Annotated in this window: 15 protein-coding genes; 7 read left to right on the forward strand and 8 right to left on the reverse strand. The window is 73.3% G+C overall.

Annotation, left to right across the window (positions count from 1 at the left end; translation table 11 throughout):
* Positions 1–114: 114 nt before the first annotated feature.
* A complete protein-coding gene (locus ACZ4E1_RS29000; protein ID WP_467544811.1) occupies positions 115–1,737 on the reverse strand; it encodes an ABC-F family ATP-binding cassette domain-containing protein in 1,623 nt (540 codons plus the stop codon).
* Between the two features lie 144 nt (positions 1,738–1,881).
* Between ACZ4E1_RS29000 and ACZ4E1_RS29005 the strand changes: the two genes are divergently transcribed.
* Complete coding sequence (locus ACZ4E1_RS29005) at positions 1,882–3,366, forward strand: phosphatase PAP2 family protein (RefSeq protein ID WP_467545327.1); 1,485 nt, start codon at positions 1,882–1,884, stop codon at positions 3,364–3,366.
* A gap of 132 nt (positions 3,367–3,498) precedes the next feature.
* Positions 3,499–4,314, forward strand: a complete 816-nt coding sequence (locus tag ACZ4E1_RS29010; RefSeq protein WP_467544815.1) for a class I SAM-dependent methyltransferase — start codon at positions 3,499–3,501, stop codon at positions 4,312–4,314.
* Between the two features lie 11 nt (positions 4,315–4,325).
* Here the strand turns inward: ACZ4E1_RS29010 and ACZ4E1_RS29015 are convergent, their stop codons facing one another.
* Both ACZ4E1_RS29015 and ACZ4E1_RS29020 read right to left on the reverse strand, forming a co-directional pair.
* Complete coding sequence (locus ACZ4E1_RS29015) at positions 4,326–5,075, reverse strand: GvpL/GvpF family gas vesicle protein (RefSeq protein ID WP_467544820.1); 750 nt, start codon at positions 5,073–5,075, stop codon at positions 4,326–4,328.
* A 43-nt stretch (positions 5,076–5,118) separates the two neighbouring features.
* The gene (locus tag ACZ4E1_RS29020; RefSeq protein ID WP_467544823.1) at positions 5,119–6,993 is read right to left on the reverse strand and encodes a transketolase; all 1,875 of its coding nucleotides are present in this window, start codon (positions 6,991–6,993) and stop codon (positions 5,119–5,121) included.
* A gap of 163 nt (positions 6,994–7,156) precedes the next feature.
* Between ACZ4E1_RS29020 and ACZ4E1_RS29025 the strand changes: the two genes are divergently transcribed.
* The 4 genes from ACZ4E1_RS29025 to ACZ4E1_RS29040 all read left to right on the forward strand — a co-directional run bounded on the left by ACZ4E1_RS29025 (position 7,157) and on the right by ACZ4E1_RS29040 (position 11,214).
* Entirely contained in the window at positions 7,157–7,516 is a 360-nt protein-coding gene (locus ACZ4E1_RS29025) for a VOC family protein (protein ID WP_467544825.1), read from the forward strand.
* Positions 7,517–7,576: 60 nt separating this feature from the next.
* On the forward strand, positions 7,577–8,458 hold the full coding sequence (locus ACZ4E1_RS29030) for a GntR family transcriptional regulator (RefSeq protein ID WP_467544828.1): 882 nt from the start codon (positions 7,577–7,579) through the stop codon (positions 8,456–8,458).
* A 103-nt stretch (positions 8,459–8,561) separates the two neighbouring features.
* Positions 8,562–9,860, forward strand: a complete 1,299-nt coding sequence (locus ACZ4E1_RS29035) for an amidohydrolase family protein (protein WP_467544831.1) — start codon at positions 8,562–8,564, stop codon at positions 9,858–9,860.
* 55 nt (positions 9,861–9,915) lie between these two features.
* Positions 9,916–11,214 carry an amidohydrolase gene (locus tag ACZ4E1_RS29040; RefSeq protein WP_467544834.1) on the forward strand — a complete coding sequence of 433 codons (1,299 nt, stop codon included), beginning with the start codon at positions 9,916–9,918 and terminating at the stop codon, positions 11,212–11,214.
* Positions 11,215–11,424: 210 nt separating this feature from the next.
* Here ACZ4E1_RS29040 and ACZ4E1_RS29045 read toward each other — a convergent pair whose 3' ends face one another.
* Positions 11,425–13,401 (reverse strand): DUF5107 domain-containing protein, encoded by a 1,977-nt coding sequence (locus tag ACZ4E1_RS29045; protein ID WP_467544836.1) that lies wholly within the window; start codon positions 13,399–13,401, stop codon positions 11,425–11,427.
* An 85-nt stretch (positions 13,402–13,486) separates the two neighbouring features.
* Positions 13,487–14,386: an arginase family protein gene (locus ACZ4E1_RS29050; protein ID WP_467544839.1), complete on the reverse strand. Its 900-nt coding sequence runs from the start codon at positions 14,384–14,386 to the stop codon at positions 13,487–13,489.
* 80 nt (positions 14,387–14,466) lie between these two features.
* On the opposite strand from ACZ4E1_RS29050, the gene ACZ4E1_RS29055 reads away from it, so the two are divergent.
* Positions 14,467–14,817, forward strand: a complete 351-nt coding sequence (locus tag ACZ4E1_RS29055; protein WP_467544841.1) for a DUF6204 family protein — start codon at positions 14,467–14,469, stop codon at positions 14,815–14,817.
* On the opposite strand, the gene ACZ4E1_RS29060 is transcribed toward ACZ4E1_RS29055, so the two are convergent.
* The 3 genes from ACZ4E1_RS29060 to ACZ4E1_RS29070 all read right to left on the reverse strand — a co-directional run bounded on the left by ACZ4E1_RS29060 (position 14,786) and on the right by ACZ4E1_RS29070 (position 17,570).
* Positions 14,786–15,358: a GNAT family N-acetyltransferase gene (locus tag ACZ4E1_RS29060; RefSeq protein WP_467544844.1), complete on the reverse strand. Its 573-nt coding sequence runs from the start codon at positions 15,356–15,358 to the stop codon at positions 14,786–14,788. The genes ACZ4E1_RS29055 and ACZ4E1_RS29060 overlap by 32 nt on opposite strands.
* 17 nt (positions 15,359–15,375) lie before the next feature.
* Positions 15,376–15,618: a lipopolysaccharide assembly protein LapA domain-containing protein gene (locus ACZ4E1_RS29065; protein ID WP_467544846.1), complete on the reverse strand. Its 243-nt coding sequence runs from the start codon at positions 15,616–15,618 to the stop codon at positions 15,376–15,378.
* Between the two features lie 125 nt (positions 15,619–15,743).
* A complete protein-coding gene (locus ACZ4E1_RS29070; RefSeq protein ID WP_467544848.1) occupies positions 15,744–17,570 on the reverse strand; it encodes a CocE/NonD family hydrolase in 1,827 nt (608 codons plus the stop codon).
* Positions 17,571–17,785: the final 215 nt, after the last annotated feature.

Raw genomic sequence — 17,785 nt, forward strand, 5'->3', positions numbered from 1 at the left:
CTGCGCCTCATCGGGGAAATGCGACGCGAAGCGTCTGCATTTCAGGGGCGCGGGGAACTGCGCGAGAAGCCCCACCGGCCCGCACCCGGCGACGATTCCGGCGGAGCTACGGCGCTAGCGGGCCCGCTCAACCCTCCGCTCGTCCCAGACGGGCTCCGCCGTCTCGCGGACCTTGCCGTCGGAGCCGAACACGAGGAACCGGTCGAAGGACTTGGCGAACCACCGGTCGTGGGTCACGGCCAGCACCGTCCCCTCGAACGCCTCCAGCCCCTCCTGGAGGGCCTCGGCCGACTCCAGGTCGAGGTTGTCCGTCGGCTCGTCGAGGAGGAGAGCCGTCGCTCCGGCCAGCTCCAGGAGCAGGATCTGGAAACGGGCCTGCTGCCCGCCGGACAGCCGCTCGAACTTCTGCTCGGCCTGCGCGGTGAGCTCGTAGCGCCGCAGGAGACTCATGGCCGCGCCCCGGTCCTTGGCGTGGTCGCGCCACAGGATGTCGAGCAGGAGCCGGCCCTGCAGCTCGGGGTGCGCGTGGGTCTGGGCGAAGTGCCCGGGCTCGACGCGGGCGCCGAGCTTCCAGGCCCCGGTGTGCGCCACGGACCCGTCACCGGCGAGCAGCCGCAGGAAGTGCGACTTGCCCGAGCCGTTGGATCCGAGGACGGCGACGCGCTCCCCGTAGAAGACCTCCAGGTCGAAGGGCTTCATCAGGCCGGTCAGCTCCAGGCCCTGGCAGGTGACGGCGCGCACGCCGGTGCGCCCGCCCTTGAGCCGCATGGTGATGTCCTGGTCGCGCGGCGGCTCGGGCGGCGGCCCGGCCTCCTCGAACTTGCGCAGGCGCGTCTGGGCGGCCGCGTACCGGGACGCCATCTCGTGGGAGACGGCGGCGGCCTGCCGCAGGTTGATCACGAGCTTCTTGAGCTGGGCGTGCTTCTCGTCCCAGCGGCGGCGCAGTTCCTCGAAGCGGGCGAAGCGCTCGCGCCGGGCTTCGTGGTACGTGGCGAAGCCGCCGCCGTGCACCCAGGCGTCGGCCCCGCCGGGTCCGGGCTCGACGCTCACGATCTTCTCGGCGGAGCGGGCGAGCAACTCGCGGTCGTGGGAGACGAACAGGACGGTCTTGCGGGTCTCGCGCAGCTTCTCCTCCAGCCAGCGCTTGCCGGGGACGTCCAGGTAGTTGTCCGGCTCGTCGAGGAGCAGGACCTCGTCGGTGCCGCGCAGCAGCGCTTCGAGGACGAGCCGCTTCTGCTCGCCGCCGGAGAGGGTGCGGACCTCGCGGAACTGGGCCTTGTCGTAGGGCATGCCGAGCGCGGCGGTGGTGCACATGTCCCAGAGCGTCTCGGCCTCGTAGCCGTGGGCCTCGGCCCAGTCGGAGAGGGCCTGCGCGTAGGCCATCTGCGCGGCCTCGTCGTCGACGGTCATGATCGCGTGCTCGGCCTTGTCGACGGCGCGGGCGGCCTCGCGGATGCGCGGTCCGGAGACGGAGACGAGCAGGTCGCGCACCGTCGTCTCGTCGCGCACGGAGCCGACGAACTGGGGCATCACGCCGAGGCCGCCGCTGATGGTGACGCCGCCGCCGTGCGGCTGCAGCTCGCCGGAGATCAGCTTGAGCAGTGTCGTCTTGCCCGCCCCGTTCGGCCCGACGAGGGCGACGACGGCGCCCTCTCCGACGCGGAACGACACATCACCGAGCAGCGCCCTCCCGTCCGGCAGGTAGTACTCGAGATGCGCGGCTTCCAGATGTCCCATGGTTCCGCATTCTCTGCGGCCGGGCGTGTCGCGGGCAAATGGCTTTCGCCCCGGCCCGTGCCGTCCCGGTGGTCCCACCACTCCGGGTGACGTGCTCGCGGGCTGCGCGGGTACACGTCCGGCATGCGATCCCTGCGTGACCTCATGCCCACGGGCGCGGGCGGATCCGGCACCGGCCGGTCTCCGCGTGGCCGCCTCGCCGCCCTCGACCTGCGTCTCTTCGAGTTCGCCGCCGGAGCCCACTGGCCCGGCGCGGAGCGGATCCTGCCGCGGCTGAGCCGGGCCGCGAACCACGGGGTGCTGTGGTTCGCGGCGGGCGGCGCGCTGGCGGCGACCGGTTCGCCCCGGGCCCGGCGCGCGGCGGTGCGCGGGGTGGCCTCGCTCGCGCTGGCCTCCGCGACGATCAACACGCTCGGCAAGCGGTCGGTGCGCCGGCCGCGTCCCGCGCTCGACGCGGTGCCGCTGGTGCGACAGCTGCACCGGCAGCCGTTCACGACCTCGTTCCCCTCGGGGCACTCCGCGTCGGCCGCGGCCTTCGCGACGGGTGTGGCACTGGAGTCGCGCGGCTGGGGCGCGGCGCTCGCGCCGGTGGCGTTCTCGGTGGCGGCGTCCCGGGTCTACACGGGGGCGCATTTTCCCGGGGACGTCCTCGCGGGCGCGGCGCTCGGTGTGGGCGCCGCGTACGCGCTGCGCGGTCTGGTGCCGACCCGCGACCAGCTGCCGTCGCCGGGCAAGCCGGTGGTCGACGGGGTGCCGGCGCTGCCGGGCGGCGAGGGCCTCGTGATGGTGGTGAACGGCCAGGCGGGGAGCCCCGAGCGGGTCCGGGCGCTGGAGGACGCGCTGCCCCGCGCCGAGTTCGTGCACTGCACGGGCGCGGAGCTCGCGGCGGAGCTGGAGAAGGCGGCGCCGCGGGCCCGCGCGCTCGGTGTCTCGGGCGGCGACGGCTCGGTGAACACGGCGGCCGGGGTCGCGGTCCGGCACGGGCTGCCGCTGGTGGTCCTGCCCGGCGGCACCCTCAACCACTTCGCGTACGACCTGGGCATCGAGAACGCCGGGGACCTGCTGCGGGCGGTCGAACGGGGGCAGGCGGTGGCCGTGGACGTGGGCCGGTTCCGCTCGGGCGACACGTCCGGGATCTTCCTCAACACGCTGAGCCTGGGCGCGTATCCGGAGCTGGTGCGCGAGCGCGAGCGGTGGTCCGGGCGGGTCGGCGGTCCGCTCGCCGATGTCGTGGCGGCGGTGCACGTGCTGCGCCGGGACCATCCGCTGGAGGTGCTCGTCAAGGGCCGTCGGCGCCCGCTGTGGCTGCTGTTCGCGGGCAACTGCACGTACCGGCGCATGGGGTTGACCACGGGCCGGCGCACGGATCTCGCCGACGGGCTGCTCGACGTCCGCACGGTGGACGGCGGCCGGCTCCCGGGGCTGCGCCTGCTCGCGGCGGCCCTCGCGGGCCCGCTGTCCCGTTCCGCGTTCCATGCCGCGACCCGGCTCACGCGCCTGCACATCGACGGCGTGACCCCGGGCACGCCGCTGGCCTACGACGGTGAAGTGACGGTCTGCCACGGCGAGTTGACGGTGCACAAGGAGCACGAGGGCCTGCGCGTGTACTGCCCGCCGACCGGAATCTGACGCTCTCGCGCCTCCACCGATGTCCACATCTCAAGACGGGTATCTCATCATGCGGCCCATCGGGCGTACGGTGATCACACACCCCGGGGCGTCCGCTCCGGGCGAGCCGTCGTTCCGTGAAAGGACCGGGCCATGTCGCAGGAGACCGCCGTGTACACCCACGGCCACCACGAGTCCGTACTGCGTTCGCACACCTGGCGCACCGCCGCCAACTCCGCGGCCTACCTGCTCGGTTCACTGAAGCCGCACATGAAGATCCTGGACATCGGCTGCGGACCCGGGACCATCACCGCGGACCTGGCCGCACTGGTCCCCGACGGGCACGTCACGGGCGCCGACCACGCCGAGGGCATCCTGGATCAGGCCCGCGCCACGGCGGCCGAACGGGGCCTGACGAACGTCGACTTCACGACCGCCGACGTGCACGCGCTGGACTGGCCGGACGACACGTTCTGCGTCGTGCACGCGCACCAGGTGCTGCAGCACGTCGGCGACCCGGTGCGGGCCCTGCGCGAGATGCGGCGCGTCACGAAGCCCGGCGGCATCGTCGCCGTACGGGAGTCGGACTACGCGGCGATGACCTGGTACCCCGAGTCACCGGGCATGACGGCCTGGCAGGACCTGTACCAGCGGGTCGCGCGGGCCAACGGCGGGGAGCCGGACGCCGGGCGGCGGCTGAGGTCGTGGGCCCTGGAGGCCGGTTTCGCAGCGGCGGACGTCACCTCGTCGGCGAGCGTGTGGTGTTACGCGGCGCCGGACGAGATCGACTGGTGGAGCGGCCTGTGGGCGGACCGCACCCTGGCCTCCGCCTACGCGGACCGCGCGATCGAGGGCGGCCACGCGACGCGCGAGGAGCTGACCGCCGTGTCCGAGGCGTGGCGGGACTGGGGCACACACCAGGACGCGTGGTTCATGGTCCCGCACGGGGAGATCCTGTGCCGTGAGTGAAGCCCGTCGGTTCACTCGGGGTCCGCGGGCGGGGCGGGTCCCGGCTCGACGAAACTGTACGGCGGCAGCGGGCCGTTGACCTGGACCTCGACGTGCGGGTGGGTGCGCCGCACCTCCTCGACCGCGCTGAGCAGCGGGTCCACGGCGCGTTCGTCCACGAGGAAGGACAGGTTCGCGAGGCCGCCCGTGTCGGCCGGCCCCGCGACCGTCGCGTCGGCCGCGGGTTCCAGCAGATGCCGCAGCGCGGCGGCGTCCTGCGCCTCCCGCGCCCGCACGGCCGCGACGACCGTCTCGCCGAGCCGCTGCCGGTCCTCGTGCGTGCCGCCGCCCGCCGTGCGGTTGCTCTCGGCCAGCTCGCGGATCCCGGTGTCCTCCGCCATGAGCCGGTGCAGCACGGCCTGTTCGTCGTGCTGTGCCCTGACGTTGTACTCGACCTTGCCGTCCAGCGCCCGCAGCCGTTCCAGCCAGTGCTCGGCGCGCTCGGCGAGCACCGCCGCGACGGTCTCGTCGTCGGGGGCGACGCTGCCGAACCGCATCGGCAGCACCGGCCCGCCCCGCACCGTCCGGGAGAGCACCTTCTGGTGGGCGAGGAGGTCACGGCGCCTGGGGCGCAGCCCGTCGGGTGCCTCGCTGACGACGGCGGTCAGCGGGCCCCGGGTGACGGTGCGCACTTCACGGGCCGGTTCGCCGATGCCGGCCAGGCCGTCGGGCAGGGCCGGGTGCTCCGCGTTGACGATGCCGTAGACGTAGGTGCCGGTCACGCGTACTCCTCCTGTCCACTCCGCGATGTACAGACGGTCGCGTTCACACGCGTCCGGCGCCCGCCGGTGCGATCTCGTGCTCGACGAGCAGTTCGACGGCGGCCACGATCGACGCGGCGTCGATCCCGGCCTCGTGCAGCTGCTCCTCCGGGGTGGCCGAGCCGGGCATCGAGCGGACGCCGAGGCGGACCAGGCGCGGGGTCGGGGAGCCGTCGGCGAAGGCCTCGGCCACGGCGTCGCCGATGCCGCCCTCGGGGCGGTGGTCCTCGACGGTGATCAGACAGCCGGTGGCGTCCGCCGCCTCGCGCAGCGTCTCCCGGTCCACGGGTTTCACCGAGTACAGGTCGATGACGCGTACGGGGATGCCGATCTCGGTCAGCTGGTCGGCGGCGCGCAGGGCCTCGTGGACGGTGACGCCCGCGGCGACGATCGTGACGCGGTCGTCGTCCCCGGAGCGCAGCACCTTGCTGCCGCCGACGGGGAAGTCCTCGTGCGGCGGGTAGATCACGGGGGTGGCGCCGCGCAGGGTGCGCAGGTAGCGGATGCCGTCCAGGTCGGGCATGCGCGCGGTGAGCCACGCCGTCTGGTTGGCGTCGCAGGGGTGCAGCACGGTCGAGCCGGGGATCGCGCGGAACATGGCGAGGTCCTCCAGGCCCATCTGGGAGGGGCCGTCCTGGCCGATGGAGACGCCGGCGTGCGAACCGACGAGGTTGATGGAGGCATTGCTGACAGCGGCCATGCGCAGGAAGTCGTGGGCGCGGGTCAGGAACGCCGCGAACGTGGCGGCGAACGGGGTCCAGCCCCGGGAGGCGATGCCGACGCTCGCGGCGACGAGCTGCTGCTCGGCGATGTAGCACTCGACGTAGCGCTCGGGATGGTCCTCGGCGAAGAGGTCCGCGCGGGTGGAGTCGCCGACCTCGCCGTCGAGCACGACGACGTCGCCGCGCGCGGTGCCGAGCGCGGCGAGGGCCCGGCCGAAGGCGTCGCGGGTCGCGACCTCGTCGCCGACGTCGTAGCGGGGCAGGTCCACGCGGTCGCGTCGCACCGGGTGGCGAACCTGCACGGCGGGCGGCTTGGCCACGGCGACGTGGACGGCTCGGTCCCCGCCCAGCTCCTCGATCGCCGCATCGGCGTCGGGCAGCGGCTTGCCGTGCCGGCCCTCCTTGTCCTCGACCTCGGCGACGCCCTTGCCCTTGAGCGTGCGCGCGAGGATCGCCGTGGGCTGCCCGACGGTCGCGCGCGCCTCGCCGAGGGCACGGTCGATCGCGGCGACGTCATGCCCGTCGATCTCCACCGTGTGCCAGCCGAACGCGCGGAAGCGGCGTCCGTAGGCGTCGAGGTCGTGGCCGTGCCGGGTGGGGCCGCGCTGGCCCAGCCGGTTCACGTCGACGATCGCGACGAGGTGGTCGAGGTGTTCGTGTCCGGCCATCTCGGCGGCCTCCCACACGGAGCCCTCGGCGAGCTCGCTGTCCCCGCACAGCACGTACACGCGGTATCCGGCGTGGTCGAGGTGCTGTCCGGCGAGGGCGGTGCCGACGGCGACGGGCAGGCCCTGGCCCAGCGAGCCGGTCGCCGTCTCGACCCAGGGCAGCCGGCGCGGGGTCGGATGTCCTTCGAGGCGGCTGCCGAGCCGGCGGAAGGTGAGCAGTTCGGTCTCGCCGATGGCCCCGGCCGCCTTGTAGGCGGCGTAGAGCAGCGGTGACGCGTGGCCCTTGGACAGGATGAAGCGGTCGTTGCCGGGGTGGTCGGGGCGGGCGAAGTCGTAGTGCAGGTGGCGGGCGAGCAGCACGGCCATGAGATCGGCGGCGGACATCGACGAGGTCGGGTGGCCGGAGCCGGCGGCGTCCGCGGCACGGACGGAGTCGACGCGCAGCTGTCGGGCGAGTGCGTGCAGTTCCGTAGCGGTCTGGGTGGTCACGACGGCCTCCGGTGTACGGGTCCGGTGGACGGGGCCGGGCGCGCGGCCGGCCCAGGGTCTCCGCGTCCCCCCGCCTCGGGGTGTCAAACGTGCGCCGCTCCTTCCCCCGGCGGCTTGCGGGAAGTGATCACGCGGCCCGGGCGGGCCAACTAGGCTTCCGGGCATGGAGATCCTGGGAACCACGCTGCGCGTCTGCGTCGAGGACCTGGAGTCCTCGGTCACCTTCTACGAACGGCTCGCCGGGAGCCCGGCCCTGCGCTTCGAGCGCGGCGGGGTCTCGGTGGCCGCCGTCGGCTGCTTCCTGCTGATGAGCGGTCCGGAGCGGGAGCTGGAGGTGCTGCGCAAGGTGTCCGCGACGATCGCGGTGCGGGACGTGGACGAGGCGAAGAACGTGCTGACGGCCTCGGGCGCCCAGGTCCTCGCCGGGCCCGTGGGCACCCCGGCGGGGCGGAACCTGATCGCGCTGCACCCGGACGGCTCGGTGTTCGAGTACGTGGACCGGCAGGCGGCCGGGACGGCCTGATCCGGCGGTCGCGCCACGTATCCTCGCCCCGAGCACGAGGGTGAAGGACGGGGTGCAGACATGGCCGGGAGCGGTAAGGACCGAGGGCGTGCGGACGGGACCGGAAAAGAGTCCGGGAGCGGGTCCGCGAAGGACGCGAAGGCAGCGAAGGCCGCCACGGAGAACGGGGGCGGGGCCGGGAACGGTCAGGGGCACGTCTCCCTGAGCGACCGGGCGCGCGAGGCGGTGCGGGAGCGGATCGTGGACCGCCGCTACCCGATGGGCTCGCGCCTGGTGGAGCGCGAGGTCGCGGCCGAGCTGGAGATGTCCCGCGTGCCGGTGCGCGAGGCGCTGCGCGCGTTGGTCGCGGAGGGCCTGCTCGAACTGCTGCCGCGCAGCGGTGTGCGGGTGCGCAGCCTGGAGCGGGCCGACGTGCGGCATCTGTACGAGGTGTGGGAGCCGCTCGCGGTGCAGGCCTCACGGCTCGCGGCCCGCAAGGTGGCGGCGGCCGGCGCGGACGAGGAGCAGGTCCTGGCCACGTTGCGCGCCACGCTGGAGACGGCGGAGCGGGCCGCGGCGGCGGACCGGGGCGCCGAGGAGGTGGCCGCGCACACCGCCTTCCACGAGGAGATCGTCGCGCTGTGCGACAACCCGCTGCTCGCCCGCACGATGGAGCAGCTGAGCTGGCAGTTGCAGCTGGTGTTCGGGCTGCGCGAGGAGCCGGCGCACATGCGGGCCCAGCACGCGGACATGTTCCGGCACATCGCGGCGGGCGACGCGGAGTCGGCCGCGGCCAGCACGCTGCTGCACGTGCGGGACAGTCGTGCGGTGGCCGAGCGTTCGCTGTTCGGCGCGGCCGGTGTCGACGGGGGCGACGGTGACGGCCACGTCGACGCCGAGCTGTATACCAAAACCGAGGAGCCGGCGCCCCCGAAGAAGCGAAAGTCCCGGCAATCGTCGTGAAATCCCCCTGAGCACTGCCACCCCTCGGACAGATCCTTGCCGCGCCTTCCAGAATTGGTATACCAATAGGCCAGCAAGACGATCCGCCCCCGAGGAGTCCGCAATGTGCGTCGAATCGACCCCGCCGCCGTCCGCCCGTCTCACCCGCCGCGGTGTGCTCGCCGCCTCCGCCGCGCTGGCCGGCACCGCGACCGCGTTCGCCGCCGGTGCCGCGCCCGCCTCGGCGGCCTCCGGCGGCGCCGAGCGCCGCTCCGAGCGCCCCGGCCGCGGCGGTGACCTGGTCGTCGAGGGCGGCACGCTGCTCGACCCGGCGACCGGCGACGTCATCGAGGACGCGGTCGTCGTGATCCAGGCCGGTGTGGTCCGCGCGGCCGGCCGCCGCGGCCGCGTCGACGTGCCGAAGGACGCGCCCCGGCTGGACGCGCAGGGCAGCTGGGTGCTCCCCGGCCTCGTCGACTCGCACATCCACATCAACACGGTGGCCGAGGCCAAGTCCGCGCTGCGTCAGGGCGCCACCACGGCGCGCAGCGGTTCCACGAACTTCTACCAGGACATCGCCGTGCGCGAGCTGGCCCGCCAGGCGCCGGAGCTCGCGCCGCGGCTGCGCGCCGCCGGTGTGTTCGTCTCGCCCGACCTCGGCGACACCATCCTCGGCGACCCCGACCTCACCGCGCTGGCCCGCCTCAAGGACGGCGTCGTGTCCGCCGCGGCCCTGCGCCGCGTCGTCGAGGTGAACGTGGCGCGCGGCGCCGACGTCATCAAGACCCGGTCCAACCCGCGCGCGGGCCTGGCCGAGCAGGACCCGCTGGAGCAGGTCTACACGTACGAGCAGCTCTCCGAGATCGTCTCGACCGCCAAGAAGCACGGCAAGGGCGTCCTGTGCCACAGCTACAGCGAGCAGGGCTGCCACGACGCGGTGACCGCGGGCATCCGTTCGCTGGAGCACGGCGCGTTCGTCGCTGAGCGCACGCTGCACGAGATGCGCCGCCGCGGCACGTACTTCACGCCGACCATCGGCGCCATCGCCGGGATGATCGGCGACAAGGACCCGGTCCTCGACGAGCGCGGCCGCACCTACACGCCGCTGCTCAAGAAGGCGGCGCTCGCCGCGCACCAGATGGGCGTGCCGGTCGTCTCCGGCACCGACTCCTCCGGCGGCACCGTCGAGCCCATCGGCGGCGAGATCGAGCTCATGCACTCGGCCGGGTTCAGCCCGCTCGACGCGATCCGCACCGCCACGATCAACGCGGCGAAGCTGCTCGGCCTCTCCGACACCGTGGGCCGCCTGGCCCGGGGCTTCGCCGGTGACCTGATCGTCGTGTCCGGCGACCCGCTGGCCGACCTCTCGGTCCTCAAGACCCCCACCCGCGTGGTGCACTCGGGCATCGCCGTCGCGGTCTGACGCCCGCCGCCACGCACGACCCGTACGTCTCTCACACCCCCATGAGGAGCAACGTATGACTCCCCCTTCCCTGTCCCGTCGCGGTGTCCTGGCGGGCGCCGCGTCCCTCGGCGCGGCGACCCTCGCCCCGGCGGGGACGGCACAGGCCGCGTCCGGCAGCGGGCGCGCGGAGCCGCGCAAGGCCGTGGTGTTCCGCAACATCCGGCCGTTCGGGGCCGCCGAGGCCGTGGACCTCACGGTGATCGACGGCGTCTTCTCGGACGCGCCGGCGCCCAAGGGTGCCAAGGTCGTCTACGGTGACGGCCGCATCGCGCTGCCGTCGCTGGTCGACGCCCACATCCACCCGGACAAGACGAGCTGGGGCGGCTCCTGGGTGACCCGCAAGCCGGCGAACACCATCGCCGAGTTCTGCGAGCAGGACGTCGAGCTGTTCAAGGCGCAGAAGCGTCCGGTCGGTGAGCGTGCCTACGGGCTGATGGCGCACGCCGTCACCCGCGGCACCCGCGCCATGCGGGCGCACGCCGACGTGGCTCCGGCCTTCGGTCTCGCCGGGCTCGAGGGCATCGCCGAGGCGCGCGAGCGGCTCGCCGACGCGCTCGACGTGCAGCTCGTGGCGTTCCCGCAGCACGGTGTCGTACGGACGCCGGGCACGGACAAGCTGCTCGCGGAGGCGGCCCGTACGGGGCTGATCGACATGGTCGGCGGCATCGACCCGATCAGCTTCGACCACGCCCTCGACGAGCAGCTCGACTTCGTCTTCGACCTCGCCGACCAGCACGGCATCGGGGTGGACATCCACCTCCACGACCGTGACGAGAAGGGCACGAAGGTGCTGCGCGGCATCATCGACCGCACGAAGGCGCTGTCGCTGCGCGGCAAGGTGACGGTCAGTCACGTGTTCTGCCTGCCGTACCTGTCGGAGGGCGAGCTCGACACGATGGCCGGCGACCTGGCGGCGCAGGACATCGCGCTCACCACGGTGGCGCCGGGTCCGAACACGGTGCTGCCGATCGCCGCGCTGCAGAAGCACGGGGTGCGGGTCGGGCTGGGCTCGGACGGCGTCCGGGACTCCTGGAGCCCGTTCGGCAACGCGGACATGCTCCACCGCGCGCACATCCTCGGCCAGATCACGGACGTCCGCCTCGACGAGGAACTGACCGCGTGCTACACGGTCGGTGCGAACGGCTCCGCCGATGTGATGGGCCTGCCCCACGTCGACTTCAAGCCCGGGTCGCCGGCGGACTTCGTGCTGGTGCGGGGCGAGTGTGTGCCGCAGATCGTGGTCGACATGCCGCAGCGCGACATCGTCGTCCACGGGGGCCAGGTCGTGGCCCGCGCGGGCGAACTCGTCTGATCCACCTGGCTGGTCCCCGCTCCTCAAGCGCCGGAGGGGCTCGATCTTCGGCTCTCCCGCCGCGGGGGCTGGTCGCGCAGTTCCCCGCGCCCCTGAAGGCATGCGCTGCGCGCAGCCTTCATCGGGGGAATGCCGCCCGAAGGGCGTGCATTCCAGGGGCGCGGGGAACTGCGCGAGACGCCCCACCGGCCCGCACCCGGCGACGAACCCTCAGCCCTCAACGGCGCCGGGCCGCATCCGGAAGTCGTACGCCGGAGGCAGCGGCTCGCCCGGGGCCACCCGACCCCAGAGGTCCGCCAGAACCTCCGCGCCCTCGCGCAGGTCGGCCACCTCGAACCCGGCCGCGAAAACCTCCCGCGCCCCCGGAACGTCCCCCTCGGCCAGCAGCAACTCGGCCTCCAGCAACCGGAACCGCCCCCGCGCCCTCGTCTCCGGATGCACCCGCTCCCAGACCTCCCGGGCACCCGGCGCCCGCCCCACGGCCAGGAGCGCCGAGATCGCCTCCCGCCCGAGCGCCGCGGACGCCGCGACCCACACCTCACCCCCGTCACGCCGCTCCGCGCACAGGTCGTCGAACGCCTCCGCGTACCGGTCGGCGGCCCGCTCCGCGAAGCCCTCCGCCGCGTCCGCGACCGCGAGGCACCGCAGCAACGGCCAGAGCGACGGCGCCAGTTCGAGCCCCCGCTCCCAGCTCCGCACGGCCTGCGCCCGGTCCCCCGCGTGCCACTGCGCGACCCCGAGGTGGTACTCCGACAGCGGCCTGGCCGGCGCCGTCTCCAGCATGTCCCGCCACTCCGGCGCGACGAGCGTCGGCCCGGGCGGCCCGACGCGTCGCGGCTCCGGGAACGCCCCGGTCTCCAGCAGCTCCCGCCACGGCTCCTGAGCCGCCCCGAGCGTGGACTCCTCGAACGGCGTCCCCGCCAACTTCCCACCCATACGCAGCAGTTCGAGCGCGCCCCAGCCCGATCCCACCGCCAGTCGCTCGCCGGGTTCGGTGTCGGCGTACGGCAGCCACGCCGCGTAGGCCGCGTCCACGTCCGCGCGCGGCAGCGCCTCCCCGAGCCTCCGCTCGACCTCGCCGACGGCCGCGCCCCAGTCCCCCGCGCCGTGCACGAGTGCCGGGTCGGCGGCCAGCGGCCCGTACGCCTCCAGCCAGCTGAACTCGCCCTCGGCCTCCAGGCGTACGTGTTCCAGCTGGGTCCGGGCGAGCCCCGCCTGGATCTCGCAGTAGCCCCCGGTGCCGGGCTCGGTGAGCCACTCCTGCCAGCGTCGCCCGCCGGTGCCGGCGCCCCACACGAAGAGTTTCCGGCCGCGCAGCGCGTCGGTCGAGGTCTGCACGAGCCCGTGCCCCGCGTCGTCGAGCGCCGCGATCCAGCGCCGCCGCCCGTCCTCGACCTCGTAGAACCAGTCGGCGGGGTACTCGCTGTTCAGTGGGTACGTACGGTCGGCGCCCTCGGAGACGGGGACCGGGACCCGGCGCAGGCTGTGGCTGTACCCGAAGTGCCAGGCCTCCTCGGCCGGGGCGAGGACGCGGCGCTCCTCGGGCACCGCGATGTTCGACCACCAGTACACGGGCGCGGGCTTCTCGTGCGGGTTGCGGATGCGTACGCCGACGTAGAGGAAGTCGGAGCCGTCGGGGAGCCAGAGGTCGACCTGGAAGGGAAGGTCGCGCAGCCGTTCCCACTCCCACAGGCGCAGCATCGTGCCACCGTCGGGCGCCTCGACGCGGGCCGCGTGCAGCGGCGCGCAGGACAGGGTGGTGTGGCCGGTGGCGCCGATGTTCCACTCGATGCCGCCGGAGAACCAGGCCCCGTTGAGCGCGAAGTCGGCGGGCTGGAACACCGGGTTGCGGTACAGGAGTTCGCGCTCGGTGGGCTTGTGCCACAGGGAGGCGACGCGGCCGCCGAGGCCGGGCAGGACGGTGGCGCGCAGCCGGTCGTTCTCGATGACGATCGTGTCGAGGCTGACGGGTGCGCGGTCGCGCCCGTAGCCGTCGCGGATCCGCTCGGGCAGCACGCTGGTCAGCGGCCGGTAGCCGAGCTGGCGGGCCATGTCGAGGGGCAGGTCCCGGCGGGAGCGCTCGTCGATGCGGTGCGCCTCGTCGAGGGGGTGCAGGGGTGGCAGCGGGTTCGTGGGTCCCAACGCGACGCCCGGCAGGGTCAGTGCCTCGCGGCGTATGTCGGTCACGGCTGCCTCCCGTCGCCTCGGGGCGCGGACCGCCCCGATGACCATGGAACATGCTCATCGGGAAGGTGACCAGAGGCCGCTCCGGTCAGGATTGCGCAAAGGCCGCGACGACGAGGTCGGTGAGCAGCGCGCCGGCCGTGCCGTCGGGATCGAGGTCCGGGTCGTAGATCGTGATGTTCATGCCGACGCAGCGCGGCGAGGCGAGCAACGGGCGCAGCACCGCGAGGAGTTCGTCGGGGAGCAGGCCGTCGGGATCGGGGCTGTCGACGGCGGGCATGACGGACGGGTCGAGCACATCGGCGTCCAGGTGCAGCCAGAACCCGTCGAGCACGGGGTTCTCCAGACTCAGGACATGGCCGCGCACCAGCTCGTCGACGCCCCACGCGCGCAGTTCGCCGACCGTCGTGTTGGGGATCTTCAGCGCGGCCAGTTCGGCCCGGTCGTCCTCGAAGGCGTCCCGGCCGCCGAACAGGCGCACGTCCTCGTCCCGCAGGTACGGGCGCAGGCCCTCGATGTCGGTGAGGTCGCGCTGGCCGCGGCCGGTGCCGAGCGCGAGCTCCTCGCCGCCGGCGGCGCCGACCCGGTCGGAGTTGCCGGGGTGGCGGAAGTCGGCGGAGGCGTCGACGGCGGCGAGTCCGTAGCGGCCGAGACGGCGCAGGGCGAGGGCCGCGCCGAGCTGGATCGAGCAGTCGCCGCCGAGCACGAGCGGGAAGTCCCCGGCCCGCACATGTCCCTCGATGCGGTCGGCCAGCTTGATCGTGTACGCGCGCAGGGCCGCCGCGTTGAAGACGCCGTCGCCCTCCTGCCAGTCGCCCCGGTCGTAGCGCGGCGGGACGACCACGCCGCCTTCGAGGGCACCGAGCCGGCGCACGACGCCCTGCTCGCGCAGCGCCCCGGCCAGCTTGTAGACGCCGGGGACGGTGCCGGGCGCGGGCGGGCGCAGCCCCAGGTTGGAGGGGGCGTCGAGCGCGACGATATTCCGCATGCGCCTCACCCTGATCGACGTACCCTGGCCCCGTCAACGGACTTGAAGAACCCCGCACCACCTGAGGAGCACGACCGGTCATGGCCGAGCAGCACACCTACCGCGTGATCGTCCGCGGCACCTTCGACGGCCTGACCGAAGCGGCGCGCGAGCGGCTGCTCGCCGAGGTCGCGGAGCACGAGGGCATCGCGGGGATGCGTTTCGGCCCCGAGGGTTCGCTCGCCTACGACCGTGCGCTCAAGCACTTCTCGATGCGCTACGTCGTGGCGTCGGACCCGGCGGACGGGGACGAGATGGCGGGCGCGCTCGCGGAGGAGAGCGCCGAGACCTATCTGCGCGAGCGCGGGTACGGGCACGGGGAGCTGCGCTCGACGGTGACCGACATGGACACCATGAAGATCAACCGGAAGGCCGGTCGCTCCGCGCGCTGAGCCGCCGCTTGTCGCGCATCTGGGTGGTGAGCGCCCAGCGCTCGTGGTCGCGCCAGGCTCCGTCGATGAAGAGGAACTCGGGCGAGAAGCCTTCGAGGCGGAACCCGGCGCGCCGGGCGAGGGCGAGGGAGGCCGCGTTGCCGGGCTGGGCGTTGATCTCCAGGCGGTGCAGCCCGAGCGGCCCGAAGGCCCGGTCGACGACGAGGTCGAGGCCCTCGCTCATGAGGCCGCGTCCCGCGGCGTGGGCGAAGGCCCCGTAGCCGAGGGCGCCGCAGCGGAAGGCTCCGTGCACCACGTTGTTGATGCTGATGTATCCGGCGAGGGCGCCGGTGTCCCGCTCGCACACCACGAATCCGTGCCGGTCCGGGGCGTCGATCAGCCGGTCGGCGTAGGTGGCGAAGGCGGCGGTGTCGGTGGGCGGGAAGAGCCAGGGGCGGTGCAGGTCGACGCTCTCGCGGGCCCGCGCGACGAACTCGTCGCAGTCGTCGAGGGTGAGGGGGCGTATCGCGACGCGTGCGCCTTCGGCGGCAAGATCGTTCATCGGGCCAGCCTACGGACCTACTTGCGCCGTCTGCGCGTGAAATAGACGCCGCAGCCCGCACCGATGAGGGCGACCGCGGCCAGCGCCAGGTAGAGCGGCATGGACACTTCGGGGATCAGCAGCCGGATCTTCACCTGCTGGGTGTTCTCGAAGATGAAGACCAGGACGAGGACGGCGAGGACCAGCATCGCGATCCGGCCCGGCGTGAACATGCTGGTGCCGCGGCTCTTGGTGCTGCTCGCGGTGTCCTTGGGGCTCATCGGCCGTCCCTTCCCGTACCCGCCGGTCCCCCGGCGGCCGTCACCGTCTCCCCGCCCAGCATGGGTGGGGAGACGGTGATCGCGCAGCGGCCGGGGGCCGAACGGGTGACAGGGCCGTCCGGGGCTCAGGGGGCGACGACGGGCAGCTCCAGGGTGCCGGTGTCCTCGGGGGCGCTGACGACGGTGACGGGCTTGACGCCCTTGTTGCCTCCGTACGCGTCGTCGCTCGCCGCGATCACGAACCGGATCCGGTGCCCCTTCTCGTAGCGGTGCACGATGCCCGGGAGCGTGACGGTGAACGGGCGGGTGACGTCCGGCACCCGGACCGGGGCGACGAGCCGGTGCACGAGCGTCTTCTTCCCGTCGGGCGCGACGTCGTACAGCTTCGCGAACAGGACCAGCTTGTCGGCGGCGTCGCCGGAGTTCTGCACCCGTTCCGTACGCGGCGACACGACCTTCAGAGTGGCCTTCGGAGCGCCGACGACATCGGTGGCACCGGTCAGCGGGTCGGTGGTCCAGTCGAGGTAGGTGCCGCGGATGTCGTACGGGTCCGGGTCGGGGAGCCCGATGATGCCGGCGAGGGAGGACTCGGAGTGGCTGGTCGGGACGAGCCAGTTGCGGTACTCGCGGCTGCCCCGGGCGACCTTGCGCCGGTTGTCGACGAGCTTGCCGTCGCCGGACAGGTACAGCTTCCGCGACAGGGCGGGCACGTCGGCGGCCGTGGCGTAGGTGCCGTCCGGGTCGCCGATCCAGTCGCGGTAGTAGGCGAAGGCGGGGCCGGTGTCGACGCCCTTCTCGTGGCGCAGGTACCGGTCGAACCAGGAGAGGATCCGGCGGCCCACGTAGCTCGTCTCCAAGTTGCCCCGGCCCAGGTTCAGTTCGCCGCTCGCGGGGTCGGTGAGGCCGCCGCTGTGCCCCCAGGACTGCCAGATCATCTTGGCCGTGGTCCCCTGCGCGCGCAGGGTGTCGTAGGTCGCCCTGGCCTCGTTCAGGTTGAACAGGCTGTCGGCCTGGCCCTGCACGAGCAGCGTCGGCGCCTTCACGTCCTTCAGGTACGAGACCGGGGAGACGCTGCGGGCGTAGGCGAGCAGGTTCCTCGTCCGCTCGGCGGGATAGCGGCCGGAGTTGAGGGTGCGGATCGTCTCGCAGGCGTCGTCGACGAAGTGCAGACAGCCGAGCTTGTTGACGCGGGACGGGTCGAGGTTCGGCACGATCAGGGGCTGGCCCTCGCCCATGAGGAAGAAGCCGTTGCTCCACTGCCACTTGAAGGCGCCGGGCACGTCGCGGTCGGCCGCGTTCTGCGGGTCGAGGGAGTACGCAAGGTCGTTCCAGGTGATGAGCGGGACGAGGGCGTCGACGCGGTGGTCGACGGAGGCCGTGGCCAGCTGGATCGCGCCGCCGTAGGAACCGCCGATCATGCCGACGCGCGGGTCGCCCTCGCCGTCCTTCGTCACGTAGTCGGCCTTCGTGCCGTCGTCGGCGGCGCGGGTCCCCGCGAGGAAGTCGACGAGGGCGGAGGCGGCCTTGCCGTCGATGCGCGGGTCGTCGAGGGAGACGAGGCAGCCGGACTTGCCGAAGCCGAGCCCCGAGTAGACGAGCCCGACGTAGCCGCGCTGCGCGAACGCCTTGCCGGTCGCGTCGGTGGACCCGTCGGACTTGCTGCCGCCGAAGCCGTTCGTGGTGAGGACAGCGGGGGCGGGGTGCGCGGCGTCGACACCGGCGGGGCGGTACAGGTCGGCGTCGACGGTGCAGGTGCGGGCGCCGGTCTGCACGGTGAATTTCAGGGCGGTGACCGTGTACTGTCCCGTCGCCGCGGCGGGCGTGGCGCAGACGAGCGGGGTCGTCAGGGCGGCCGCGGCGGCGCCGAGGGCGATGGCCGGCTTGAGACGGGCTCTGGACACGGGGCCTCCACGCGGGCTTGTACCGACCGGTAAGTATGCGGGCGGAGCCATGGTGTGACACGTGTCATGGAGCGGTCAATGGTTGTGCGCGAGGATTCTGAGGCGGGGCGAGCCTTTTCAAGCGCCGTTGCGCGAACGGGAGTTGAGCCAGTGCGGGCCGGTGGGGGCTGGTCGCGCAGTTCCCCGCGCCCCTAGAGGCGAACGGCTTCGCCGTTCAGCCTCTATCGGGGAGATGCCACCCGAAGGGTGTGCATCTCAGGGGCGCG

This window comes from Streptomyces sp. NPDC025806 (assembly GCF_055558275.1).

Excerpts from the sequence above, each read along its gene's own strand:
- ACZ4E1_RS29025 (WP_467544825.1), top strand. The coding sequence starts at position 7,157 with ATGGAGATCCTGGGAACCACGCTGCGCGTCTGCGTCGAGGACCTGGAG.
- ACZ4E1_RS29055 (WP_467544841.1), top strand. The coding sequence starts at position 14,467 with ATGGCCGAGCAGCACACCTACCGCGTGATCGTCCGCGGCACCTTCGAC.
- ACZ4E1_RS29050 (WP_467544839.1), bottom strand. The coding sequence starts at position 14,386 with ATGCGGAATATCGTCGCGCTCGACGCCCCCTCCAACCTGGGGCTGCGC.
- ACZ4E1_RS29005 (WP_467545327.1), top strand. The coding sequence starts at position 1,882 with ATGCCCACGGGCGCGGGCGGATCCGGCACCGGCCGGTCTCCGCGTGGC.
- ACZ4E1_RS29040 (WP_467544834.1), top strand. The coding sequence starts at position 9,916 with ATGACTCCCCCTTCCCTGTCCCGTCGCGGTGTCCTGGCGGGCGCCGCG.
- ACZ4E1_RS29000 (WP_467544811.1), bottom strand. The coding sequence starts at position 1,737 with ATGGGACATCTGGAAGCCGCGCATCTCGAGTACTACCTGCCGGACGGG.
- ACZ4E1_RS29060 (WP_467544844.1), bottom strand. The coding sequence starts at position 15,358 with ATGAACGATCTTGCCGCCGAAGGCGCACGCGTCGCGATACGCCCCCTC.
- ACZ4E1_RS29070 (WP_467544848.1), bottom strand. The coding sequence starts at position 17,570 with ATGGCTCCGCCCGCATACTTACCGGTCGGTACAAGCCCGCGTGGAGGC.
- ACZ4E1_RS29065 (WP_467544846.1), bottom strand. The coding sequence starts at position 15,618 with ATGAGCCCCAAGGACACCGCGAGCAGCACCAAGAGCCGCGGCACCAGC.
- ACZ4E1_RS29030 (WP_467544828.1), top strand. The coding sequence starts at position 7,577 with ATGGCCGGGAGCGGTAAGGACCGAGGGCGTGCGGACGGGACCGGAAAA.
- ACZ4E1_RS29010 (WP_467544815.1), top strand. The coding sequence starts at position 3,499 with ATGTCGCAGGAGACCGCCGTGTACACCCACGGCCACCACGAGTCCGTA.
- ACZ4E1_RS29035 (WP_467544831.1), top strand. The coding sequence starts at position 8,562 with ATGTGCGTCGAATCGACCCCGCCGCCGTCCGCCCGTCTCACCCGCCGC.